We start from the raw sequence: 24,453 nt of genomic DNA, 5'->3' as shown, positions 1-24,453 counted from the left end.
GTTTAAGTGGAATACTCAAACAGGGCATTGTAAACAGCTCATCTCACAAGTCAATTGAATAGGAATGATTTTCATTATTATTTTCAATTATTGTGAGTTCACAATTTATAAAGCTTATTAATTACAAGGAATATAACGCTATTATTTATTCATATTTAATGAATTAATAAGTTCGATATGTTGGTTTTCCATCTGAGTTATTTTACTACAAGCTTGCTGACCAAATTGAGTAAATGCAGCTTCTTGCTGCTTCCACTCCTGATCTATGATTTTTTGGAAACCATCTAAGCTTCCTAATAATCCACCTAAGGCTTTTTTACTGTCGCCACCAGCAGCCGCTAATAACTGTTTTTTCCCCAATTCATTAATGCTGTCTTGCAACATACCACCAAGACTATTCTCTACGATTTCACGGCCTTTGGCTTCAACTTCTTTAATAGCTTGAGCATGAAAGGTGATGTTATTAGGTTCTATGCTAACCACTCTATCCATTTGTTGATTAAGATCTTTCTCTAACCGACTTAATCTATTGAGGATGTTGCTTTCTTTACCAAAAGCTTCAATCACCACTTTATCGAGCACTTTGCGAGAATCTTGCAGTTTTACCCCGGTTTCAGTTCTTAACCAAGGTACGTCTCGTCTCACTGTGGCTTGATACTTTTTTGCTAACTCTTGTTGTTGTGGCGTCAATGTGGCGCTTTTTTCATTTTGGAGTAATGTGCCATCAGGATAAATGACCATTAAACCATGTGAACCTGCAACTTCAACAAATTCAGAGGTTATGCGCAAATCATCTTTTGGCATTACAGCACAATCAAAACTGGGGGATGCATTGGCAGAGCCTGCAACAAAAAACAGTGCTACAGCAATATTTCTTAAATTCATAACAACTCTCCTGAAAACATGGCTAAAAAATCGAGCGCCCTACTTTGTTTGCTAATAATTCAAGTGCTGCACAACCTGCTAATGAGTTACCTGATTTATCCAGCTCTGGTGACCAAACTGCAACGGTAAAAGCATCTGGAACGACAGCAACAATGCCACCTCCAACACCTGATTTTCCCGGTATCCCAATACGAAATGCAAATTCACCGGCACCATCATACATACCACAAGTTAACATTAACGCATTTATTTGTCGGGTCTGTCTTGGCGTAATAATCTGATTTTTATTCCCAACACTTACACCCTGATTAGCTAAATAGCTAAAACATCGAACTAATTCAGTACAACTCATTTCTATTGAACAATAGTGAAAATAAGTTTCCAGCACCGTGATAACATCATTTTCAAAATTATCAAAAGATTTCATCAGATAAGCAATTGATGCATTTCGACTAAGATGCTCCATCTCTGATTTAGCCACTACTGAGTTATAACAAATATCAGGAGCATCAGTTAAAAAGCGAATAACTTCTAACATTCTTTGCTTTGGTGCACTTAATCGAGACTGCAACATATCAGTGATAACAATAGCACCCGCATTAATAAAAGGATTCCGAGGTATCCCTTTTTCCATCTCTAACTGTATTAAGGAATTAAAAGGCAGACCTGAAGGCTCTTTTCCTACACGTTGCCAAATTTCATCTTCTTCATAACGAGTTAAAGCGAGTGTCAAACTAAGCACTTTAGATATGGATTGAATAGAAAAACGCTTGTCTGCCATGCCCGATTGATAGAGTTCGCCATCCACCGTATAAACAGCCATAGCAAGCTGTTCCGGCAATACTTGGGCTAACGCGGGGATATAATCCGCGACTTTTCCTTGCCCGATTAATGGGCGAATTTGTTGCAAAATATCTGACAGTAATGCGTTAGATAACGTTGTAGTCACAGTCCCTTCCCCAGACAGACAAGGGCATCCTTTTGGATGCCCTTGTAATTATTTGCTAAATGTATAACTTTCTATCAGTCCCACCAAACGTCAAATAATTCAGAGGTCTGTACATCTTGCATTTTATTCTCTTTTAGGAAGTTTTCGACTAATTGGCGATGCTCTTCTGTACATTTACCAATTTGTTGTAAGCAGATTAAACCTTCCCAGCTCAGGTAACCACTTGCATCAAATGCCAGCCCATTTGGCTCAATGACTTTGAGGATCAGTTCATCAACAAAGCGATCCACTTCCTCAATTGGGGTATTTTCTGGGAAAGTCCATTTAACTGAAAAACCTAATTCCTGAAATTCATCGATACGCATTTTTTTGCGTAAACGGCGACTACGTTGTTTAGCCATTATTTTACCCTCTTGAACATAAGATCCCATACACCATGCCCTAAACGATGACCTCGTTTCTCAAACTTAGTCACTGGGCGTGTTTCTGGTCGTGGTACATAATCCTGAGTTTCTGACAAATTCTGATAACCTTCAACACTTGTCATCACTTCAAGCATATGTTCTGCATATGGTTCCCAATCTGTTGCCATATGAAAAACACCGTCTAACGTTAATTTTTTTAAAATTAATTCTGCAAAAGGCACTTGAACAATACGGCGCTTATTATGGCGCGCTTTGTGCCATGGATCAGGAAAGAATAACTGAACCATTTTTAAACTATTATCTGGGATCATGTGATTAAGTACTTCAATCGCATCATGACACATGACTCGCAAATTAGTTACTTGTTCTTCTTCAGCACTTGCAAGACAAGCCCCCACACCTGGCGCATGCACTTCAATACCGAAATAATTATTTTCTGGCGTATTTTTTGCCATAGTCACGAGCGATGCGCCCATTCCGAAGCCAATTTCCAAAATAACAGGTGCTTCGCGTCCAAAAACCTGACTGAAGTCGATGGGTTCCGGTTGATATTCAATGCCAAAAACAGGCCACTGCATTTCTAATGCTTGCTCTTGACGAGGAGTTAAACGGCCTTGTCTACGAACAAAACTACGAACGCGCCGTAAAGCACGCCCTTCTTCATTGAATTCCGGAGAAATTACATTCTTGATCATGTCTAATACTGTCAGTCGTTAGGCCAATTATTTACTTAAAATCGTTATAATGTCGCTATGGTATAAACTTAACCGACATTATCCAAAGATCCCTAAGTTTAGCAAGAGTCACTTATAGAAGCATCACTCTATAAGATAAATATTAAGAGTGTTTACAGTTTATTCTCACTGTGGTGCAATCTTACCTTAATCAGAACATGAGTTAATAAAATAAAACATGATGGAAGCACTGCAATTTTCGCAAGTCGTACTCAATTGGTATCATAAATATGGGCGTAAAACGCTCCCTTGGCAGCAAGAAAAAACGCCTTATCACGTTTGGTTATCTGAGGTAATGTTACAACAAACCCAAGTTGCAACGGTTATTCCTTATTTTGAGCGTTTTATTTCACGTTTTCCTGATGTCGTTGCGTTAGCTAAAGCACCATTAGATGAAGTGCTTCATTTATGGACAGGCCTTGGTTATTACGCAAGAGCCCGAAACTTGCATAAAGCAGCACAACACATTGTAGATAAACATCAAGGGCATTTTCCTGATACCTTTGAGGACGTTTGTGCTTTACCGGGTGTTGGCCGTTCAACCGCTGGTGCTATTTTATCGTTATCATTGAAAAAACCTTATCCAATCCTTGATGGTAATGTGAAGCGTGTTTTAGCTCGTTGTTATGCCGTTGAAGGCTGGCCAGGTAAAAAAGAAGTTGAAAATAAGTTGTGGGAAATCAGTGAAAACGTCACCCCAACTGTTGGTGTTGAGTATTTTAATCAGGCAATGATGGATTTAGGTGCAATGGTTTGTACTAGAAGCAAACCTAAATGTGATCTATGCCCATTAAATACAGGTTGTATCGCTTATGCTCAAAACAATTGGGCGGATTATCCTGGAAAAAAACCGAAAAAAGTTATCCCAGAAAAAACAACTTATTTTCTTATTTTACAATATGATAATCTTGTTTGGTTGGATAAAAGACCACCAGCAGGAATATGGGGTGGGTTATTTGCCTTTCCTCAGTTTGAGACAAAAACGCTTTTAGAACTGTGGCTAACTGAGCATGGACTAGAAAATAATGAATCAGAACAACTGATTTCATTTCGACATACTTTTAGCCACTTTCATTTAGATATTGTGCCAATTTGCGTAAAACTCTCGACGTTTACCTCTATGATGGAGGAGCAAAAAGGACTTTGGTATAACTTACAGACACCTGCAACCGTTGGGTTAGCGGCGCCTGTAGAGAATTTACTTAGACAATTAGCCTAAGCTAATCCCTGCGATATTGAGGACGTATTATGAGCAGAACTATTTTTTGTACTTTCCTAAACAAAGAAGCTGATGGACTTGATTTTCAGTTGTACCCAGGAGAAATTGGAAAGCGCATTTTCAATGAGATCTCAAAAGAAGCATGGACTCAGTGGATGACAAAACAGACGATGTTGATCAATGAGAAAAAACTCAACACTATGAATCCAGAAGATCGCAAACTATTAGAACAAGAAATGGTACGATTTTTATTTGAAGGTCATGATGTTCATATTGACGGCTACACCCCACCTGAAAAATAATATTCACTTTTCCAGAGCCTTTAAGGCTCTGGTCTTTTATTCACCATAGCGATGCAATTGACCATGAAAAAAATCCTTCTCTTGCTAATTATCGCCCCACTACTCATTTCATGTAGTAGCCAACCCTCTAAGACATTTGAACCTGATTACGCAAAGGACACCAATGCATTCGATATTCTTATGGGGCAATTTGCCAATAATATCGAAATGATTTGGGGGATGAAGGAAGTTTTAATAGCCGGCCCTAAAGACTACGTAAAATATACTGATGCTTATAAAACCCGTAGCCATATTAACTTTGAAGCAGGTACCATCACGATAGAAACACTAGGTGGTGATGCTCCTCAATTCCAATTACATAAGGCGATTGTCACTACATTATTAATGGGTGAAGATCCTGGCTCTATAGACCTCTATTCTGATGTCAATAACATCCCTCACAGTACAGAACCTTTTTTATCAGGACAGGTTCTTGATAATACAGGTCAGCCTATACGCTGGGAATGGCGAGCCAATAAGTTTGCTGATTATCTGATTGCCAATAAATTACAAAAACGCCAATCTGGTATAAATACAATTTGGTATGTCACCATTAATTTAGTCCCTAATCACCTTGATAAACGTGCACATAAATACTTACCATTAGTCCAACAAGCGGCAGCTAAATATGGTGTTGAACCTTCGCTTATCCTAGCTATTATGCAAATTGAATCAAGTTTTAACCCTTATGCAGTCAGTAGTTCAGACGCATTAGGTTTAATGCAAATTATGCCAGCAACGGCAGGACGAGATGTATTTCGCATGCAAGGTAAATCAGGGCAACCAAGCCGCAGTTACTTGTTCGATCCTGCTAATAATATCGATGCGGGAGCTGCTTATATTTCAATACTGCAAAACAGCTACCTTGGTGATATCAAAGATCCTATTTCCCGCCGTTACGCCGTTATACAGGCTTACAATGGCGGAGCTGGCAGCGTCTTACGTATATTCCATAGCGATAAGAAACAAGCAGCCGCTATGATTAACAACTTAGAGCCTACGCAAGTGTATACCACGTTACGTAATAAGCACCCTGCCGACCAATCTCGTCGTTATCTTGAGAAAGTCAGTACGGCTCAACGCAACTATCGTTAATTATTATTTGCTCTAAAGAAACAAAGCTTACTCAATCAATTTGGGTAAGCTTTGTTTGTTGTTACTAACCAAGAAACCGTCTTATTGTATTTTTTGTCACCATAATTCTAGCTACTACAAACTATGTTCAGCTTTGTTTTTACTCTTTCTTCGCGATAAATAGCGTTTTATTAACCAATAAGTTTAAAAAAACAGCAATCAAACAGTTTTGTGATAAATAACGTTGACGAGCAAGGCGATATCGGGTTTAATACGCCCCGTTGCCCGAATAGCTCAGTCGGTAGAGCAGGGGATTGAAAATCCCCGTGTCCTTGGTTCGATTCCGAGTTCGGGCACCATCTTCCATTTGTTCGTCAGTGAGTTAAATCACTGAGAGGGCAATCAAGAGTTGAGAAGTATAATTTGGCACTGTCACTTTATGTTGAAACTCTTAAACTAAACAGTCTTGCTCAAATCAAGGCTGTTTTTTTTATTTGTAACTTTTACTTTCTTTCCTAATCACTGTCAAATCTTGATACTCCTCCTGTTATTTTCATCACATCAATTCCGCTTCTAATATATCTCGCAAGTTATCAACACTTTCATCAATGTATTCTAATGTCGATATAATACTGGCATGAATTCATTGTAAATAACTCTCAATTAGCTACTTCCTTTTCTAGCAAGTCTTGAAGTATGCCCTGTTACTGCATTAACGGATAGCCCTTTATGCCAAGGTTCTATTCCTTTCTCTAATGCTTCAATAATCTTACTTGTCACTATGTGATAAGGATAGTTTTGCCGTGAGGATGTCCGACCTATTAATTCCTTTTTCATAGGCAATTCTCTTTTGGGGAAAATAAAGAAAGTTGATTTAATGAATGTTGTAATCACCCGAAAGTATTTCTTTCAGATTGCTGAAATATTGGCTGTTGCTAAAAATAACAAGATAATATTTAAAAAGCAAACACTAGGAATACTTAGTATGTAGGTTAAATTATTTTCTCGTAATTTATATTAACCCCTAATTAGAGTGATTTTATATTACTTAAAATAAAATCATAAAAATACACTCAAAAAATTTAACTTAAGATAATTAAATTAACCATAAAATAAAATCAATCTTCAATTATGGTATTAAATATTAATCTTATGTTATCATTAATCTGTAAAAACAAAAAATGGTATAAAATAAATGTTTAATAAAAAAGAAAAGAAAATATTAAAAAAAGCAAGAACAACACCTTACTTTATTAGTATAAAGTCAAGTGTATCATCAGTAATAAACACAACCTTAGTCATTTTATTATTATCTATTTTTTTCAAAAAGACAATAACTTACCATATCTAGTGATAATATTAATATCATTATCACTTTCAGTTACAATATATTTAGTTATTACAAAATTCCTCTTTGGAAGCATACTAATCGGTTTTAAAATAACTATAATTTATCTAAAAATAAAGATGAATAAATTACTCCTCTTTATATTCAGAAAGTAAAACTCTTGCTTTATTTACTGACATTCCTGAATTATACAAAAAAGTAGGCTTTGACATTTGATTTATTTTAAATGTGAAATCAGAACGGATAGCACTGACTAGCCTTCTTGAGCACCAGCCACATGCCTTTTGAACCTCTTAAAATGTCACAAATCCAAGATTTACACCACTCCAACTCACAGCACCAAACTAGAAAAGCGGTAATACGATATACATAGCGATTACGTTCTGGTGATTGCACCATATAAATTGTCACAATACATAGATAGTAATTTATCTATTTTTAAATATAATAAATACATAAATTAATCTAATAAGATTAACTTTAAAGTAAATTTAGCTTTAGATAAACATGAAGTTTAATTATATAAAAAGGAAAATAATTAATGTCTAATAATATTTATTTAAGAATAAATGGAAATATTCAGGGTAATATTTCAGCAGGATGCTCTTCATACGATTCACTTGGCAATAAATATCAGAGTTCTCACTTAAATGAAATATTAGTTATAGCATCCACATTTGATATATCAAGAAGACAAAATTTAAGTCATGCCCCTCTTTCTATAACCAAACATGTTGATAAATCGACACCATTACTAATTACGGCAATTACAAATAACGAAATTTTAAAATGTGAAATTGATTACTATAGAACTTCTCATACCGGCGCCCAAGAGAAATATATGACGGTTGTTTTAACCAATGCTTCTATTGTCAATTACTCACAAATACATGCAAGTACCTTAACTCAAAGTAATTCATTACCTAGCGAAATTATCACTATACAATATGAAAGTATCACCTGTAACCATATAATGGCAGGAACATCTGGATATAGTATTTCTGAACTAAGTTAACTAGTGAAAATTTAATGGTGAATTTAATATCTTGATTCACCATTAATTAAATCTATCTTTCATAAAATATCAATATGATAAATTACTTTTTTTTACCAAATGTCAGTGATATACAAAGGTAAAGTGCAAAAAAGAGACAGCTATAGCGAATAATATCTTTATTACCAGATCTTATAAATAATTCACCAATAAAAAATTTATCACCAAATTTAAATATAATAAGGCAACTACTACCAACAATATAAATAAATATAAGATACATTAAATTTAAAAATCTACTCTCTTTATTAAGAAGATAAATCTGTAATTTATATAGAATATAAAATAATAGAAATGAAGATAGATAGAATAGAAAAAGTTCCAACCAGCCAAATGGAAAAGGTGATAACACATCAAAATCATTCACTTTTATTTTTTTCCTTATATAAATCGTATGTAGAATAGAAGGTCACACCATCAAAGAAAAACTCAGAAGTAAGTGATAATCGCCCCATTGATTGCCATGATGTTATAAAATCACTCTTAATATAATGAAATAACTTCCATGAATCTTCTTTAAGAACAGGTTTTAGTAGTGATGCACCAGATAAACTTAAATCAACCACATTATAAAATATATCCGCTTCATTATCACCATAACCTAAAGCTTTAGATGTTGCTCTATATCCGTTTCTTACAGGTCCGCTATATTCCTCTCTAAATAATAAATAATATCCATTTTCAATCATACTATTTACACCTTGAGATACCATTCCAACTCCTAAACTACTGCATAATGTTCCGACAGATCCCACACAAGAAGCTCCCCCTCCATATATTTGCATTGCTCCGCTGACAAAACCTACTTGTTTGAGTGTTAATTTATTATTTTCCTCACTTTCTTCTTGTTTACGTATTATTTCAAAAAGTGCATATTGCATTACGCTTCGATTTCTTAGTAAATTATCCTGTAACTCTAACCTTTCAATTTCATCTGAGATATTATCTAACCCTGCTGATAAACTTAAGCAATAACTGCTTACCTCTAACTCTGTTCTAGCAATAAGTTGTTCTATATCATTTAAGAACATCATTCTTGCAAAAGAATCACCAATATATTGATAGGCAAATTTCATTGCTATTTTTCTTAAATAACTGGATTCTCTTCTTAATGTATCTCTATATACATCGCTATAACTATAGTCTAGTTCATACTCAGTCATTTCTTTCACATCCTTATTTAAAATAAAAACTTAAGTAATATCTCATCCAAATTATCGGCTATTATAGTGTAATATTTAATAATTCTTATCAATAGTGAATATTTAGTTTTCTACTTAGCAGAGAGATAAAAGTCCATTTAACTAAAGCAATAAGATAAATAGACTATAAATCTAAATATATAAGATAGATCATTATTTATTTTAATAATTAGAAAAATAATTTCATATAAAGACTTTCTATATTTACATATTATTTATGATATTTAACGGAAAACCAAACATTCCCCTAATAATGTTATAAATGTTATAAATTTTATAAATTTTATTTAATATAAAAATCAATATATTATTAATACAAAAAACTCAGGGGTATTTCTAATTATATTTTATTATTAGTATATAAATCACAATTTAAATAACTCTTAAAAAAATAAATTCACTACCAATAATAATTCTTATTTTCATTTTGAAATTAAAAATATAATTTTAAATATACTTAGCCTAAAAAAGCGATCTGTTTTATAACATTTATCATACAATTTAAGTTCATTTAAGAAATACTCCATATATATATCTCTTTTTAATTAATACCTATCTCACAGAATATGAAATTCACCTGAATTGTCATTGACGAAATATAACTTCAGCAGTAAATATAATAGGTAATGATTATAAAAACAGTGACCATCTTTGAAGATGGCTTTTTTAATCCTTAAATTGTCTCATTTTTTAGACAGAGAGATATTACAGAAACCACGGGAGAATTCTCTTATGACTCAACAAGATACAGCGACCCACTATTCAATTGATGATATGAAAACATTAATTGAAACAATGCAGATTTATAAAAAAGACAACAGTGGCAAAGGGATCACACGTATTGCCTATGGTGAAGAAGATGAAGCCGCACATTTGTATATTGCAGGTTTAATGAAAGAAGCTGGCCTTGAAGTCTATCGTGATGGCATTGGAACACTATATGCCCGTTTACCGGGTAAAGATCGCTCATTACCCGCAGTAGGAACGGGCTCTCACCTTGATACTGTACCTCAAGGTGGAGCATATGATGGTGCTTTGGGTGTAATTGCTGGCTTTTATGCTTTAATGCAATATAAACCACAACAGCTTAAACGTGATCTTGAACTTGTTGTTTTTCGTGCAGAAGAATCTAGCCGTTTTGGTTTTTCATGTATTGGCAGTAAGGTCTTAACAGGAAAAATAGATAGAACTCGTTGGGAGCAAAATAAAGATGATGATGGCAATAACTTCTTTGAAGTTTTGAAATCATTAGGTTATCAGCACGATAATTTGAATAGTTGTTTAGTTAAAAAAGATCGTTATAGTGCATTTGTTGAGCTTCATATTGAACAAGGTAAACGCCTTGAAAATGACAAGAAAACCATTGGTATTGTTAATGGTATTGCTGCGCCGACACGTTTTTCAGTCACTGTTAATGGTCATGCAGATCACTCTGGTGCAACTCCAATGTATCAGCGTCAAGATGCGTTAGTGGCAAGTGCGGAGATTATTACCGATATCAACCGCGCAGCATGTACTGAAGCCGTTTATGGCACTGTAGGTACGGTGGGTAAACTCAACGTTGTTCCGAATTCCATGAACGTCATTCCTGGGCAAGTTAAATTCTCTGTTGATATTCGTGGTATTGATACTGAAAGTATTCAGCGGGTTGTACAACGTTTAAATAACAGTGTTGAAAAAGCAGAAAAAGATTTTGGTGTTGCTATTGATGTTCAACCAATTTCTGCAGAATCGCCAGTCAAATTAGATGATACAATTTGCCAAGTTATTGAAAGCTTATGCCAAAAACACAATATCGACTATATGACCATGTTAAGTGGTGCAGGCCACGACTCTATGAATATGGCGTCACTCTATCCAACTGCGATGATCTTTACACCTTCAGTTGCCGGTATTAGTCATCATCCTGATGAATTTACCGAGTTTAGTGATATTGCTGTCGCTGCAGATTTATTAGCAGAAACATTAGGCACATTAGCAAATCAATAATGACTGACTATTTGTTTTAAAAGGTTAATTGCATCATTCCCTTTGGTCGCTTTTAACCATAATTTATCAAAGAGAGATTGATATTGAAATATCGCCTCAGTTGAAGAAGTTACAGTGGCAATGCCCGTACTGACATTAGGAAACTCACCTAAACGGAACGGGCTAACAGCTAAAGAAAGAGGCACTTTGTCTTGATAAAATAATTGGAAAGTGAGAGATGGCATAGTATCTGAAATAATTGCAATATTAAGATAATTATTCTTTTGCTCTAGCTTTTCAATTAAATGAATAATTTCGCTTCTTGCTCGCTGTTTTCTTTCTTGTTGCAATGTTTTCGTTAAATTAACCGAACCTAGCATACCAACATAAAGAAATTTCTCGATTTGTTGTTGGCTAATAAGGTTATAAATATGAGGTGAATGTAGGGATTGATGTTTCTTACGTTCTTTTAAAATAGATAAAACTTCTTGTTGTTTTTCAGATAAAAGATTTAAAGGTGATGCTTCTGTTAGCATTTCAACCAATGTTTTGTCATAACAATCTGAAGTTAATAAATAAGAAAAAGGTTCGAAGTGAGTATAAATATGTGAAGATTGAGTCTCAAGTTGGCGCATTCGTTCGAAAAAACCATTCGCACTTGAGTAATATTCGGTATTAATACCTAATAAACTCGTTAATGAAGTATTTAATAATCTAGCAAGATTATCGAGAGTTTCAATCTTAACAATTTCGCCTTTTTCTAATCGATATACGGCAGCACGAGAGATACCTAAGCTTTCTGCAACATCTTCAGCTTTTAATGAAGAGGCTATACGGTAAGCTCGTAGTCGATAGCCAATGGATTGATAATCTATTTTTTCTCTAGGTATGTAAGGCATATTTATAATTGGCTCCCAAATGCACAAAGTACCAGGGTAAAGTAACGTCACTACAATAGGATGTTAGTTGAGATAGTTTAAATTAAACCCAAAATAAAAAGAATCACCTTCCTCACAATGAGGTAAATAAAAAAAGTTTGCAGTAAAAAGTTAGTCTATATCAATAAACCTGTCTCCTAGCAGGTAACCTCACCAGGGTTAAGCAGTAAAAATAAACAACAATAAAAAACTAAAAGGCGTTGTAATTGATATTACAGCGCCTTTTTCATTTATTAATTAACCAAATGTTCCAATACCATTGCTCCTGCACCTTGAGACACGATTTCATAAGCATGATTTGCGGGATAAACTTCTGTTTTTATATTTGGGAAAAGTGCGAGTTTAGCTTCAATCGTTTTTTTTACGGTATCAAAAAATGTATATTTAGGAATTAATGTACCGCCACACACAACAATATCAGGCTGTAGCATTAAGATAGAGTTTGCAATAGCCAATCCATAGTAATAAGCAGCTTCTTCTAATGCATCAATACACAAAGGATCACGCATTTCAATTGCCTGAAAAATAGTATGATAACTAATTTCATTATCAGTACTAATAAGCGATGTTAATAAAGAGGTTTTTCCTCGCCTTATTTGATGAATAACATTATTTTTTATCGCATCTAAAGAACAGAGTGTATTTAAACAACCGTAAGAGCCACATTCACACAAAGGTCCTTTTACATCAATTGTCATATGGCCAAAACAATTCATAGTTACTGATGTATCAGTTAAAAACTGGTTAGCAATAATTGCACAACCTCTGACTTCAGTATCACAAGATGTAAATAAAAACCGTTGTGTTTTTTGGCGGTAATATAAACGAAACTCAGCTAATGCAGCAAAATGTACTCCACTCCCTACCGTTACGTAAGTAGGAATTTTTTTACGCAATAATATTTCTAACTCACGAAATTCTTCATCAAGAGATTTAGACACTAATTGATGTTCAACAACATGCTCAATAGAGATCCCTAATCCCAGCACCTTTTCATAATTAATTTTATTTTTTAATAATAAAGCATCAATTTTAGGCAATAGTTTTTCTGTCATTTCAGAGGCAGATAAATAAGGTTCAGGTGAGATTTTAATTTTATCTAACATATTTAGCTTTAGGTCCATTAAGACAATAGTTGAATAGACCTTGCTTAACTCAATACCGATTAAAAACACCCCTTCTGCATTTATATTATACAAAATAGGTTTTCGTCCACCGGTTGACTCACCTAATTCTGCAGTTGTAATTAATCCAAGAGCATTTAATTCGTCAAGTAATCGGGCACAAGTCGCTGGCTTCATTTGTGCTAACTCAGTCAACGTTTCTGTTTTTATCGGGCCATTTTCTGCGATTAATTTATAAAGGCTTTTCAGTTTTAATGCTTTTGATGTCTTAGAAGATTGAAGTTCTTTTAAATTTTTCAATAGCATAGCTATTTCCTTTATTAAATTATTTCGCTAGTCAAAGAGGAATACCGCTATCTTACTGTAAAAAAAGTAATAGTTCCTTAGTCAAAACAAACAACATGATCTTAATCTCAAAATGAGAAAAAGAAAGTTGTTCATTTCTGCATATCAGGCAAAGTACTCTCAAACATAATTTAAAACGTAATGATGATTTACACAGGAGAGTGTCATGCACCAGATTTCTGAAATTAATAAAGCGAAAGAATTTGTTCAATCTAAAACATCTGAAAAACCAACTATTGGGATCATTTTAGGATCAGGTTTAGGTCCTTTTGCCGATACTTTAGAAGATGCTGTACACATTCCTTATCACACTATTCCACACTTCGCAGCATCTGGTGCTGTAGGGCATGCTAATGAATTAGTGATTGGTAAAATCGCGGGAAAAACGGTAGTTGCAATGAAAGGCCGCTTTCATTACTACGAAGGTGTATCTCTTGATGAAGTGACTTTTCCAGTGCGTGTTATGAAAGCTCTGGGTGTAGAAAAATTGATTATCACTAACGCATGTGGCGCTGTAAATACAGATTTTAATCCTGGTGATCTAATGTTAATTACGGATCACATTAATCTGACAGCAAATAACCCCCTAATTGGACCTAATAACCCTGAATTAGGTGTTCGTTTTCTAGATGTGAGTGAAGTTTATAACAAAGCAATGCGCCAAATTGTTATTGATATTGCCAAAGAACAAGATATCACTTTACACCAAGGTGTCTATGCATGGTGGACGGGCCCAACATATGAAACACCGGCTGAAATTCGCATGATAAGAACATTGGGTGCTGATGCCGTTGGCATGTCAACGGTACCAGAAGCACTTATTGCTCGCCATTCCGGCATCAACACTATAGGTATTTCATGTTTAACCAATATGGCTTGTGGAATTTTAGAACAACCACTTAGCCATGATGAAGTGATTGAAACCGCAGAGCGCGTAAAATCTACCTTCTTAAAACTTATTAGTGAAGTGATCGCACGTTTATAACTTTTTATCAATTAAAGAAAAAGTGGAGTATAGATAGCTGCCTATATTCCACTCTAATCCTATCCCCAACAGTGGAGATTGTTATGGGAATAAAAATACAGCTCAAAGGCATGATGTTTATGCAATATTTTATCTGGGGAAGTTGGTTAATCACCCTAGGTGCATACATGATGCAAACATTACATTTCACTGGGGTTGAAGTTGGGTTAGTTTATGGCTCAAAAGGTATTGCCGCCCTCATTATGCCTGGTTTACTCGGAATAATTGCAGATAAATTTATTCCCGCTAATCGTTTATATATTATCTGTCATGTGATTTGTGCTATTGCTTTGTTTTTTGCGGCATCAGTGACTGATCCAACCATCATGTTTTGGGTTATGTTCATTAATGCATTAGCTTTTATGCCAACAATTGCACTTTCAAACTCAATTGGCTATTTCTGCTTAAATAAATACAAACTAGATTCTGTTGCTAATTTTCCCCCTATTCGTGTTTTTGGCACGATAGGTTTTATTATCGCTATGTGGTGTGTTAGCTTACTCAAATTAGAACTCAGTAACACTCAACTATATATTGCATCAGTCGCTTCACTTTGTTTGGCACTCTATTCGTTTTGTTTACCTAAAATACCAACAGCCCAGCATAAACAATCAACGTCTTGGGCCTCTCGCTTAGGATTAGACGCTTTTGTTTTATTTAAAAAACCTATAATGGCTGTCTTCTTTTTATTTGCCATGCTATTAGGTGCAGTGCTTCAAATTACTAATACATTTGGTAGTCCTTTTATTCATGATTTTGCTAAAAACCCTGAATTTTCCGATAGTTTAATTGTTCAGTATCCATCAATTTTATTATCAGTATCACAAATGGCTGAAGTCGCCTTTATCTTAGCAATTCCCTTCTTTCTAAAACGTTTTGGCATTAAAAAAGTCATGTTAATTAGTATGATTGCATGGACTTTACGTTTCGGATTATTTGCTTATGGTGATCCCTCTCCTTGGGGTTTCGTATTGCTAATGCTTTCAATGATTGTTTATGGTTGTGCATTTGATTTTTTCAATATCTCAGGCTCTATTTATATTGAAAATGAAGTAAAACCTGAAATAAGAGCCAGTGCTCAAGGGTTATTTATGACTATGGTTAATGGTGTTGGTGCATACGCTGGTTCCATTTTAAGTGGCATGGTTGTAGATCATTTTACAATTGATGGAATAAAAGATTGGCAATCTATTTGGCTAATTTTTGCTTCATATACATTAATTCTAGCGATTATCTTTGTGATTGCTTTCAAAGAAAAAAAAGAACACTCAGATATAAAACCATGACGAGCAAGTAATAAATATATAACGGTAATAAATCATTCTATATTTATTACCGTTTTTATAAATATCTCTTTAATTTATAACAGCATAACCTCCCTAAAAAATATGAATCTATTCAAATCATATTTAATAAAAATCACTTACAAGATAAAACTATAAATTAATTATTTAATTGTTAATTTTTTGAAAGTTATTTAATTAGCCTACAATAAAATACAACTTCTTTTTATATAAATATAGTATTAATTAAAGGTAAATATATGGTAAGCAAATCAAATGGATTTAATGCTGTTTATAATATAATGTTAGGAAATAAAAACACCTCTAAATGGAACAACTATATACCAGAAAAAGGTTATACCGAAGTATCATATAGTTTCCCTTTATGGAGTGATTTAAGAGAAAATAAATATAAAACAATAACAACATTCAATGAATCACAGAAACAATTAGCTAAAGAAATATTGCAACAGTGGGAAGATGTTGCAAATATAAAATTTGTAGAACACACCCCAAATAAAGATACAAACATCAAATTTGGTTTATATAATAATGTACATGAAGGATTTAATTATACCTCACCTTCTGTTGCAGGATTTGCAACATACCCAGAAAAAAATGCCTTTTATAAAAATAAAATAGAAAAAGTAAGTGATTATAATTATAGCGGTCAAGTATGGATTAATTTATTTGAAGTGAAACAGGCTGATGTTATTGAAAAATCATCAATAACATCAAGTCAAAAAATAAAAGTAAATTTATTTAAATCAAAATCTGATAATATTAATTACTATTTTCATGAAACAGATACTCATTTTATTTTATATGAAAGTAAAAATTTAAATGTTCATAATAATAATCAAGGGCAAGCACCAGAAAAAGGAACATTTAAAGAGCATGCTTATCGGCATGAAATAGGACATGCGCTAGGTTTGCATCATACATTTAACAATGTAGATAAGACCGATTACAAAGAAAATAGCACACAATATTCAGTAATGGCATATCGTTCTCCTACACAAGATGCGTATTATCATGGCATTAATCCTATGACACCTCAAATTATGGATATTTGTGCTATTCAAACCCTTTATGGAAAAAATACTACAACTCGGATTGGTAATACTATTTATGGATTTAATTCAAATACTGAAAGAACAGCGTATAGCTTAAATTCGGCAGAAGATAAAATTGTTGCATGTATTTGGGATGCCGGTGGAAATGATTGGCTCGATTTATCAAAATATCATGTTGATCAAAAAATAGATCTTAATGAAGGAGCATTTTCTGATGTTGGAGGATTAAAAGGTAATCTTTCTATTGCTTATGACACCGTTATTGAAAATGCGATAGGCGGAAGCCAAGACGACATCATGACAGGAAATGATATTAATAATTGCCTTCTTGGAAAAGACGGAAATGATACGTTATATGGTCGTGATGGTAATGATTCCCTTTATGGTGGTCAAGGTGATGATAAACTTTATGGCGAAGCGGGTAATGATATTCTTTTAGGTCATTTAGGCAATGATCTTCTATGTGGTGGTCAAGGAAATGATCAATTAATGGGCGGATTAGGTAATGACTATCTTTGGGACGATGAAGGAAATAACATTTTATGGGGTGATGAGGGAAATGACATTTTAATTTCCGGTGAAGGTAATGATCACCTCTATGGTGGAAATGGTGATGATTATTTAGATGCTGGTAAAGGTTATAATCAATTAAATGGTGGTGATGGTAAAGACATATTTGCTTTCCATTTAGGCAATAATAATGAGATCAATTTGATTACTGATTTCAAACCTAATATTGATAAACTTACATTTTATCAGATTGAAAATGGTATAAAAATTAATACAGCACTCACTTTTTCAAACAATCAGTGGCTAAGTAAAAATGAAGCTAATATCAATTATGATAAAGAAAAAAACGTTACAACATTAAAAATAAATTCAGATAATGAATTTTCACAAAATCATTTAATAATCAATTTGGTTGGTGAGTTTAATCATGATGCTCTATTTTTATAATTAGCAAATATTAATCTCTTATTATTATAAATTACTTGATGATAATTTCCATCATCAAGTAATTTGATTTATCACCCTATTAATAAACTCTAACACCTTAATAAAACACATATAAAAACGACCCCATTAGTCATATATAAAAAAGATTATTCTTTTAAAATAACCTTTATAAATAATAACGATAATAAAAATCTCGAAAGGTAATATAACTACAATTGTATTTACTTAATTAAATTATTCTGACTTAAAACACACCTCACTTCACAATTATTTAAAAACATATTTTCCCCCTCTAGATTAATATCAATAAATAGCTATCTTTATTATCGCTGGCATTCGCCAGATAATAAAACTATTTTCAATATGAAAATAAACTTAACCTAAACTTGATATCCGGAGGATATTATGGGTTCTTCTTTATTAAAAAAAGCAGTAGGATTATCTAATGTTTCTGATTTATTAGATAAGAGTGGAATTTTTTATAATTTCTCAGCTAAGACTCTACCTTCTTTTGATTATGATACCGCAGGAAAACATATCGCGCGTGAAGATTCCACATGGAATGGGAAATATGTTATTGGACAAGCGGCAGAAGTAACGTATTCATTCCCAACTTGGGCGGGTAAAAAATTTAATGACTTTGGTGATAAAAATCCCTATGGGTTTAATTCAGCACAAAAGGATCATGCAAGACAATCTTTAGATGCATGGTCTGATATTGCAAATATTAAATTTACAGAAGTAGCACCGAATGTAAAATCAGATATTACTTTTGGAAATATTACTGATCCTTACGGTAAATTCCAAGCTTATGCAACATTACCAAATACCCCTGATTATTATGGGCGTGATATTTCAGGACAAGCCTGGTTTAGTGATTATTATTATGCGGGTAATACAACGCCTGAATTAGGTAATTATGGTCGCTTAACAATCATCCATGAAATTGGTCATGCTCTTGGTTTAATGCATCCTGGTGATTATAATGCAGGTCAAAATGTGCCTGGATATTTAAAATCTGATTATGCTGAAGATAGTCGCCAATATACCGTTATGAGCTATTGGGATGAATATGAAACTGGTGCACACTTCCAAGGTGCTTATGCTGGTGCTCCTTTACTTCATGATATTTCAGCAATGCAATACCTCTACGGTGCAAATACAACAACCAGAACAGGTGATGATGTTTACGGCTTCAACTCAAATACAGGTATTGATTATTACACTGCAACAAGCAGTAATGATAAATTAATATTCTCTGTTTGGGACAGTGGTGGTAACGATACATTTGACTTCTCAGGATATTATCAAGATCAAGTAATTGATTTACGTGAGGGTCATTTCTCTGATGTTGGCGGACTACAGAAAAACATATCTATTGCCCAAGGCGTTACAATAGAAAATGCAATTGGTGGCTCTGGTAATGATATTATCTATGGAAATGATGCTGATAATATTCTCATCGGTGGTGGCGGTAACGACATACTGTATGGTGGCGGTGGCCAAGATACATTATGGGGTGGTACAGGTAGCAACACCTTTGTCTATAAAGAAATCTCCGACTCTCTAGTCTCAGCAGCAGACAAGATAATGGATTTCAAATCAGGCATTGATAAGATTGACCTATCGGAGTTAATCGAAAATACCTTCAGTCATAAATTCCTTAATTTTGTTGATAATTTTACAGGTCGTTCAGGTGAGGCAACCATTAAGTATGATCAATCAACAAACTCAAGTGAACTCGCTATTAATGCTTATGGTTATGACTCTAGTGCTGATTTCAAAATTGATATCGTAGGATTTGTTAATTACGAAACTGATTTTATTGTTTAAGTCGTGATTTATTGGGTAGGAGAAATAGTATTCTCCTGCCCTCTTTTTACTTACATGGAGTTATTTTTATATTTTTTTAAAAAAATAAATATAAATTATCATGCATATAGATAAAAAATCACAAATATAAACAAATAGATAAGAATAAAATCAGGAATAACATTATGCCAGAAAACAAACACAACAATGAAATAACCAGTATTATAAAAGAGAGAAAAAAAGTATTTCTTTCCATTGGAATATTTACAGCACTAATAAATATTTTAATGCTAGTTCCTTCAATCTATATGTTGCAAGTTTATGATCGTGTATTACCTTCTGGTAATGAAATGACACTATTGATGCTAACACTTATTATGTTAGCTCTCTTTATTTTTATGGGTGGACTAGAATATTTAAGAAGTATCATTGTAATTAGAATGAGCAATAAGCTTGATTTATCACTTAATTCGCGCATTTATACCGCTTCATATCAAGCTAGATTAAATAAAATACCGGGTATTAATTCTTCTTTAGCTTTTAATGATTTAGTGACAATTCGTCAATTTATTACAAGTCATGCTATTTTTGCCTTTTTTGATTTACCTTGGTTTCCTATTTACCTTCTTGTTATTGCTTTATTTAATCCTTGGTTAGGATTATTTGCATTATGTGGTGCACTCATTTTATTTTCATTAGCTATTCTTAATGAATATTTGTCTAGAACATCATTAAAAAAAGCCAATGAATTTGCTAATCAAGCACAAGTCATACAGGGCCATCATTTCGAACATCCACAACCCATTGAAGCAATGGGCATGTTAAATTATTTGCGAACTCAATGGCAAATTACCCACTTTAAATATCTACAAGCACAAACTCAAGCAAGTGATAATGCTGCAGGAGTTAATGCAATAACGAAAGTCACTCGCATGGCATTGCAATCCTTAATGCTAGGATTAGGTGGCTGGCTTGCAATAGACAATACAATTAGCCCAGGAATGATGATTGCAGGATCAATATTATTAGGTCGTGCTTTAGCACCGATTGAACAAGTTATAGGTGTATGGAAAAACTGGGATAGTAGTAAAGAAGCCTATAAAAGGTTAGCCACACTATTAAAAGCTTATCCTGAAGAAAATAAAAAAATGGCACTACCTGCCCCTAAAGGTGAATTAACGGTCAATATTAATCAGGCTCAATACCCTCAAACAGAACATACACTATTAAATAATATTCATTTTTCACTCAGCCCAGGTGATGTGCTTGGTATTATTGGCCCTAGTGCTTCAGGTAAATCCTCTTTAGCTAAATTTATTGTTGGAATATGGGAAGTTAAAACAGGTTCAATTCGCCTTGATAATGCAGATATATATCAATGGAATAAAAGCGAAGTTGGTCAATATATTGGATACCTTCCCCAAGAAATCGCCCTTTTCCCAGGGACAATTGCCGAAAATATTGCTCGTTTTTCCGAAATAGATCCTCAAAAAGTGACTCAAGCTGCAATGATGGCAAATGTTCATGAAATGATTTTACGTTTTCCTAATGGGTATGAAACCGTTATTGGTGCGCATGGAGAAGGATTATCAGGGGGACAACGACAACGAATTGCGTTAGCGCGCGCATTGTATGGTAACCCTACACTGGTTGTTTTAGATGAGCCAAATTCTAATTTAGATGATTTGGGTATTAAAGCGTTAATACAGGCAATTCAAACTCTCAAACAAAATAAAAAGACCGTTATATTAATCACACATCAAAAACAATTACTCTCAGTGATGAATAAGCTTTTAGTTCTTTTCGATGGTCACACTAAATTATTTGGCTCTACAACCGCCGTTATTGCTGAATTAAATAACTCATCAATAATAAAGAACACCCCAACACCATCAAATACACCGATTACTCAAAGTAATTCTTAATATTGAGAAAATAATGATGATCACAGAGAAAAATGAAATCAATATAGTTAAAAATATTTCCGATGATCCTAAAAAATTCTTAATAATAGGATGGTCTGTTATTCTTTTAGGCTTGGTGGTCTTTATTTTTTGGGCTGCATTTGCACCTTTAGATAAAGGGGTCTCCGCCACAGGTAATGTTTCAATTTCAGGCAATAAAAAAAGTGTTCAAGCATCCGTAGAAGGTATTATCACTGATATTTTAGTGAAGAATGGAGATAGTGTAACTGAAGGCCAAACACTTATTCAATTAAGTCCCATACAATCTAAAGCCTTAGTAAAATCCCTATCAGATCAATATGATAATTTACTTATTACTCAACAACGTCTTTATGCTCAACTCAATGAAAAAACAGAGTTTATTTTAGACCCTACCGAAAAATACTATTCATCTTCAAAGAGCCTAAATAAACTCTTGCAACTACAAAATAGATTACTTAATGAAAAATATATTGAATTGCATAGTGAAATAAATGGCTATAACGCCATTATTGATGGTATTTCTAATCGTTTAATTCATCTAAAAAGATCAATACTAAACAAACAAAATCAAATTAATAGTTTACAGAATCAAATAAAAGATTTACGTACTCTTGCTACTGAAGGCTATATTCCTCGTCATCGTTATCAAGAGGTTGAGCGTGAGCTCGCTGAAAATAACAATCATCTTAATGATACCTTAGGGCAAATAAGTACTTTAGAAAAACAAAAACTAGAGTATGAACAGAAAATATTACAACGTAATGCTAACTTTTATCAGTCAGCACGTACTGAACTTAATCAAATTCAATTACAAATAAGTGAAACTGAAAAGCAACTTATTATTGAGATGGATAAGCTGGCTAAAATGAAAATTACAGCCCCTATTTCAGGAACAGTAATGGATTTGTCTGTTTTTACACAAGGTGGTGTTGTTAGAACAGGACAAACATTAATGGAAGTTGTTCCTCAGGATCATCAATTAATTATTGAGGCTCGTTTAGCTCCTCATTTAATTGATAAAGTAACTCCCGGCCTTCCTGTTGATTTAATGTTCAGTGCTTTTAATCAAAATACAACACCTAAAATTCCGGGTGAAGTTACTTTAATTTCAGCAGACAGACTTATTGATGACAGAACAACAGAACCCTATTATCAAGTATTTATTAATGTAAAAGATAATGCACTTCTTGCTGATAATAAAAATATATTAAAGGCTGGTATGCCCGTTGATGTGTTTATTAATACAGGCGATCGTTCATTACTCAATTATCTCTTTAAGCCTGTATTAGATAGAGTTCATACTTCTTTAACGGAAGAATAATTATGCTAATAAAAAAACTTTCTATTATTATATTGATATGGATGTTCAGTTTTCATACTTTTGCTATCACATTATCTGATCTCTATTTTTTGGCTGTAAGAAATGATCCGACTTTTAATGCTGCAATAAAAGAACAAATTGCAGGCAAAGAGTATGAAAATATTGGATTATCTCAGTTACTTCCTAGTGTTCATGTCAATTACCAAAATAATCCGCGAAATTGGCAACGTAAAATTTATCCGATTAATACTAGCCAAGGAGAAATACAAAGAACAGAATATCAAAATTACCAAAGCCACTCTGTCAGTGCAATTATTAGTCAACCTCTATTTGATTACACTGCTTTTAGTGACTACAAATCATCAGTTATACAAACGTTACTATCAGATAGTCGTTATCAAGTGAAATTCTCTGAACTAGTGATTAGATTGGTTGATCATTATATTGAATTAGCCTATGCCCAAGATAAATTATTATTAAATCTTTCTCAGCAAGAGATTTATAAAAAACAGCTTACTTCTAGCCAACGCTTATTTGAGTTAGGAGAAGGAACAAAAACAGATATTTCAGAGATCCAAACTCGATTATATTTAACTCAATCTCAATATACGGATATCCAGCTTGAATTAGATAATGCTAAAAATAAATTAAGTTCAATGATCGGTAATCCACTTCCTTATGATGAACATATTGCAAAATTAAATAGTCAAAAATTTATATTACAGCCTATTACTCCAAATAATTATGAAGCATGGGAAATGGAAGTAATGCAAAATAACCTCAATATTCAAACTGCACGTTATGAAATGGCAATAGCGAAACAAGAAGTAGAAAAAAATAGAGGTGAATTTTTTCCAACCGTACAACTCTATGCTTCTTATTCTAATAGTGATTCTGATAGCAATAATACAGTAAATCAGAAATATCAATCTGCTAATATTGGTTTTTATGTCAGCTTACCATTATTTAATGGTGGAAAAACGACAGCATCAATGCGTCAATCTACTGCGATGTATCAGATGAGTGCTTTTGAAAGAGATGCTATTATTCAACAAATTACACAAGAGTTACGTTATCAATATCAAATTTGTACGACCAGTAATATAAAACTAAATGCATATGAACAGTCTGTTTCCTCTGCTAAGTTACAATTAGATGCAACTCAAAAAAGTTATATTGGTGGGCAACGAACCATGGTGGATGTTCTTAATGCTGAAGAATTATTGTATCGTGCTCAACAAGATTTAATTAAAGCTAAATATGATTATATTCAAGCTTGGACATTATTACATCAATATACTAATACATTAGATATTGAGAAAATAAAATTAATTGAAAATTATTTTCAATAGAGTAATTAAATATTTTCAATAAGAAATACTAATATAAATATAAAAGTCCTAGATCGTATATCGATCTAGGGCTTTT

20 protein-coding genes and 1 tRNA gene are annotated in these 24,453 nt (G+C 33.4%); 13 read left to right on the top strand and 8 right to left on the bottom strand.

Annotated features, from left to right (window positions below; genetic code table 11):
• Positions 1 to 141 precede the first annotated feature (141 nt).
• The 4 genes from ABN256_RS15370 to trmB all read right to left on the bottom strand — a co-directional run bounded on the left by ABN256_RS15370 (position 142) and on the right by trmB (position 2,954).
• On the bottom strand, positions 142 to 885 hold the full coding sequence (locus tag ABN256_RS15370) for a DUF2884 family protein (protein WP_196553649.1): 744 nt from the start codon (positions 883 to 885) through the stop codon (positions 142 to 144).
• A 22-nt stretch (positions 886 to 907) separates the two neighbouring features.
• Positions 908 to 1,834, bottom strand: coding sequence for a glutaminase B (gene glsB, locus ABN256_RS15365; RefSeq protein WP_072071111.1), 927 nt, complete (start codon positions 1,832 to 1,834; stop codon positions 908 to 910).
• 74 nt (positions 1,835 to 1,908) lie between these two features.
• Positions 1,909 to 2,235 (bottom strand): YggL family protein, encoded by a 327-nt coding sequence (locus tag ABN256_RS15360; protein ID WP_006534836.1) that lies wholly within the window; start codon positions 2,233 to 2,235, stop codon positions 1,909 to 1,911.
• Entirely contained in the window at positions 2,235 to 2,954 is a 720-nt protein-coding gene (trmB, locus tag ABN256_RS15355) for a tRNA (guanosine(46)-N7)-methyltransferase TrmB (RefSeq protein ID WP_072071112.1), read from the bottom strand. The genes ABN256_RS15360 and trmB overlap by 1 nt, the downstream gene beginning before the upstream one ends.
• Before the next feature lie 217 nt (positions 2,955 to 3,171).
• On the opposite strand from trmB, the gene mutY reads away from it, so the two are divergent.
• The 4 genes from mutY (at position 3,172) to ABN256_RS15335 (ending at position 5,986) form a co-directional block, all read left to right on the top strand.
• Positions 3,172 to 4,212, top strand: a complete 1,041-nt coding sequence (mutY, locus tag ABN256_RS15350) for an A/G-specific adenine glycosylase (RefSeq protein ID WP_197269473.1) — start codon at positions 3,172 to 3,174, stop codon at positions 4,210 to 4,212.
• Between the two features lie 29 nt (positions 4,213 to 4,241).
• Positions 4,242 to 4,514 (top strand): oxidative damage protection protein, encoded by a 273-nt coding sequence (locus tag ABN256_RS15345; protein ID WP_072071114.1) that lies wholly within the window; start codon positions 4,242 to 4,244, stop codon positions 4,512 to 4,514.
• A 63-nt stretch (positions 4,515 to 4,577) separates the two neighbouring features.
• Positions 4,578 to 5,648 (top strand): membrane-bound lytic murein transglycosylase MltC, encoded by a 1,071-nt coding sequence (gene mltC, locus ABN256_RS15340; RefSeq protein WP_115350598.1) that lies wholly within the window; start codon positions 4,578 to 4,580, stop codon positions 5,646 to 5,648.
• Positions 5,649 to 5,910: 262 nt separating this feature from the next.
• A tRNA-Phe gene (locus ABN256_RS15335) sits at positions 5,911 to 5,986 on the top strand.
• 304 nt (positions 5,987 to 6,290) lie between these two features.
• Here the strand turns inward: ABN256_RS15335 and ABN256_RS15325 are convergent.
• Positions 6,291 to 6,464, bottom strand: coding sequence for an ArdC family protein (locus ABN256_RS15325; RefSeq protein ID WP_164526001.1), 174 nt, complete (start codon positions 6,462 to 6,464; stop codon positions 6,291 to 6,293).
• 1,052 nt (positions 6,465 to 7,516) lie between these two features.
• Here ABN256_RS15325 and ABN256_RS15320 point away from each other — a divergent pair.
• Entirely contained in the window at positions 7,517 to 7,990 is a 474-nt protein-coding gene (locus ABN256_RS15320; RefSeq protein ID WP_072071115.1) for an Hcp family type VI secretion system effector, read from the top strand.
• 398 nt (positions 7,991 to 8,388) lie between these two features.
• On the opposite strand, the gene ABN256_RS15315 is transcribed toward ABN256_RS15320, so the two are convergent.
• Entirely contained in the window at positions 8,389 to 9,192 is an 804-nt protein-coding gene (locus tag ABN256_RS15315) for a DUF4225 domain-containing protein (protein WP_151434463.1), read from the bottom strand.
• A 771-nt stretch (positions 9,193 to 9,963) separates the two neighbouring features.
• Between ABN256_RS15315 and ABN256_RS15310 the strand changes: the two genes are divergently transcribed.
• Entirely contained in the window at positions 9,964 to 11,220 is a 1,257-nt protein-coding gene (locus tag ABN256_RS15310) for a M20 family metallo-hydrolase (protein ID WP_340895386.1), read from the top strand.
• Here ABN256_RS15310 and ABN256_RS15305 read toward each other — a convergent pair.
• Both ABN256_RS15305 and ABN256_RS15300 read right to left on the bottom strand, forming a co-directional pair.
• Positions 11,214 to 12,098, bottom strand: coding sequence for a helix-turn-helix domain-containing protein (locus tag ABN256_RS15305; protein WP_340895383.1), 885 nt, complete (start codon positions 12,096 to 12,098; stop codon positions 11,214 to 11,216). The genes ABN256_RS15310 and ABN256_RS15305 overlap by 7 nt on opposite strands.
• A gap of 272 nt (positions 12,099 to 12,370) precedes the next feature.
• A complete protein-coding gene (locus tag ABN256_RS15300) occupies positions 12,371 to 13,567 on the bottom strand; it encodes an ROK family protein (protein ID WP_340895381.1) in 1,197 nt (398 codons plus the stop codon).
• A gap of 205 nt (positions 13,568 to 13,772) precedes the next feature.
• Between ABN256_RS15300 and ABN256_RS15295 the strand changes: the two genes are divergently transcribed.
• From ABN256_RS15295 to ABN256_RS15265, 7 genes are all read left to right on the top strand, one after another.
• Positions 13,773 to 14,591 carry a purine-nucleoside phosphorylase gene (locus ABN256_RS15295; protein ID WP_349439685.1) on the top strand — a complete coding sequence of 273 codons (819 nt, stop codon included), beginning with the start codon at positions 13,773 to 13,775 and terminating at the stop codon, positions 14,589 to 14,591.
• 83 nt (positions 14,592 to 14,674) lie between these two features.
• Positions 14,675 to 15,916, top strand: coding sequence for a nucleoside permease (locus ABN256_RS15290; protein ID WP_196553641.1), 1,242 nt, complete (start codon positions 14,675 to 14,677; stop codon positions 15,914 to 15,916).
• 257 nt (positions 15,917 to 16,173) lie between these two features.
• Positions 16,174 to 17,946, top strand: coding sequence for a M10 family metallopeptidase C-terminal domain-containing protein (locus ABN256_RS15285; RefSeq protein ID WP_349439684.1), 1,773 nt, complete (start codon positions 16,174 to 16,176; stop codon positions 17,944 to 17,946).
• Between the two features lie 405 nt (positions 17,947 to 18,351).
• The gene (gene zapA, locus ABN256_RS15280; RefSeq protein WP_197269477.1) at positions 18,352 to 19,779 is read left to right on the top strand and encodes a ZapA family metalloprotease; all 1,428 of its coding nucleotides are present in this window, start codon (positions 18,352 to 18,354) and stop codon (positions 19,777 to 19,779) included.
• A gap of 164 nt (positions 19,780 to 19,943) precedes the next feature.
• A complete protein-coding gene (locus tag ABN256_RS15275) occupies positions 19,944 to 21,683 on the top strand; it encodes a type I secretion system permease/ATPase (protein WP_349439682.1) in 1,740 nt (579 codons plus the stop codon).
• 13 nt (positions 21,684 to 21,696) lie between these two features.
• Positions 21,697 to 23,025 carry an HlyD family type I secretion periplasmic adaptor subunit gene (locus ABN256_RS15270; protein WP_231619323.1) on the top strand — a complete coding sequence of 443 codons (1,329 nt, stop codon included), beginning with the start codon at positions 21,697 to 21,699 and terminating at the stop codon, positions 23,023 to 23,025.
• A gap of 2 nt (positions 23,026 to 23,027) precedes the next feature.
• Entirely contained in the window at positions 23,028 to 24,377 is a 1,350-nt protein-coding gene (locus ABN256_RS15265; RefSeq protein WP_349439681.1) for a TolC family outer membrane protein, read from the top strand.
• Positions 24,378 to 24,453 lie beyond the last annotated feature (76 nt).

Source organism: Proteus sp. fly-1008, from assembly GCF_040140305.1.
GTDB lineage: Bacteria > Pseudomonadota > Gammaproteobacteria > Enterobacterales > Enterobacteriaceae > Proteus > Proteus vulgaris_B.
This window is presented reverse-complemented; position numbering and strand designations above follow the sequence as displayed.

What these genes read in the sequence shown, in the direction of transcription:
- ABN256_RS15370 (WP_196553649.1), bottom strand. Translation starts at nt 885, where the DNA reads ATGAATTTAAGAAATATTGCTGTAGCACTGTTTTTTGTTGCAGGCTCT.
- ABN256_RS15360 (WP_006534836.1), bottom strand. Translation starts at nt 2,235, where the DNA reads ATGGCTAAACAACGTAGTCGCCGTTTACGCAAAAAAATGCGTATCGAT.
- trmB (WP_072071112.1), bottom strand. Translation starts at nt 2,954, where the DNA reads ATGATCAAGAATGTAATTTCTCCGGAATTCAATGAAGAAGGGCGTGCT.
- mutY (WP_197269473.1), top strand. Translation starts at nt 3,172, where the DNA reads ATGATGGAAGCACTGCAATTTTCGCAAGTCGTACTCAATTGGTATCAT.
- ABN256_RS15345 (WP_072071114.1), top strand. Translation starts at nt 4,242, where the DNA reads ATGAGCAGAACTATTTTTTGTACTTTCCTAAACAAAGAAGCTGATGGA.
- mltC (WP_115350598.1), top strand. Translation starts at nt 4,578, where the DNA reads ATGAAAAAAATCCTTCTCTTGCTAATTATCGCCCCACTACTCATTTCA.
- ABN256_RS15325 (WP_164526001.1), bottom strand. Translation starts at nt 6,464, where the DNA reads ATGAAAAAGGAATTAATAGGTCGGACATCCTCACGGCAAAACTATCCT.
- ABN256_RS15320 (WP_072071115.1), top strand. Translation starts at nt 7,517, where the DNA reads ATGTCTAATAATATTTATTTAAGAATAAATGGAAATATTCAGGGTAAT.
- ABN256_RS15315 (WP_151434463.1), bottom strand. Translation starts at nt 9,192, where the DNA reads ATGACTGAGTATGAACTAGACTATAGTTATAGCGATGTATATAGAGAT.
- ABN256_RS15310 (WP_340895386.1), top strand. Translation starts at nt 9,964, where the DNA reads ATGACTCAACAAGATACAGCGACCCACTATTCAATTGATGATATGAAA.
- ABN256_RS15305 (WP_340895383.1), bottom strand. Translation starts at nt 12,098, where the DNA reads ATGCCTTACATACCTAGAGAAAAAATAGATTATCAATCCATTGGCTAT.
- ABN256_RS15300 (WP_340895381.1), bottom strand. Translation starts at nt 13,567, where the DNA reads ATGCTATTGAAAAATTTAAAAGAACTTCAATCTTCTAAGACATCAAAA.
- ABN256_RS15295 (WP_349439685.1), top strand. Translation starts at nt 13,773, where the DNA reads ATGCACCAGATTTCTGAAATTAATAAAGCGAAAGAATTTGTTCAATCT.
- ABN256_RS15290 (WP_196553641.1), top strand. Translation starts at nt 14,675, where the DNA reads ATGGGAATAAAAATACAGCTCAAAGGCATGATGTTTATGCAATATTTT.
- ABN256_RS15285 (WP_349439684.1), top strand. Translation starts at nt 16,174, where the DNA reads ATGGTAAGCAAATCAAATGGATTTAATGCTGTTTATAATATAATGTTA.
- zapA (WP_197269477.1), top strand. Translation starts at nt 18,352, where the DNA reads ATGGGTTCTTCTTTATTAAAAAAAGCAGTAGGATTATCTAATGTTTCT.
- ABN256_RS15275 (WP_349439682.1), top strand. Translation starts at nt 19,944, where the DNA reads ATGCCAGAAAACAAACACAACAATGAAATAACCAGTATTATAAAAGAG.
- ABN256_RS15270 (WP_231619323.1), top strand. Translation starts at nt 21,697, where the DNA reads ATGATGATCACAGAGAAAAATGAAATCAATATAGTTAAAAATATTTCC.
- ABN256_RS15265 (WP_349439681.1), top strand. Translation starts at nt 23,028, where the DNA reads ATGCTAATAAAAAAACTTTCTATTATTATATTGATATGGATGTTCAGT.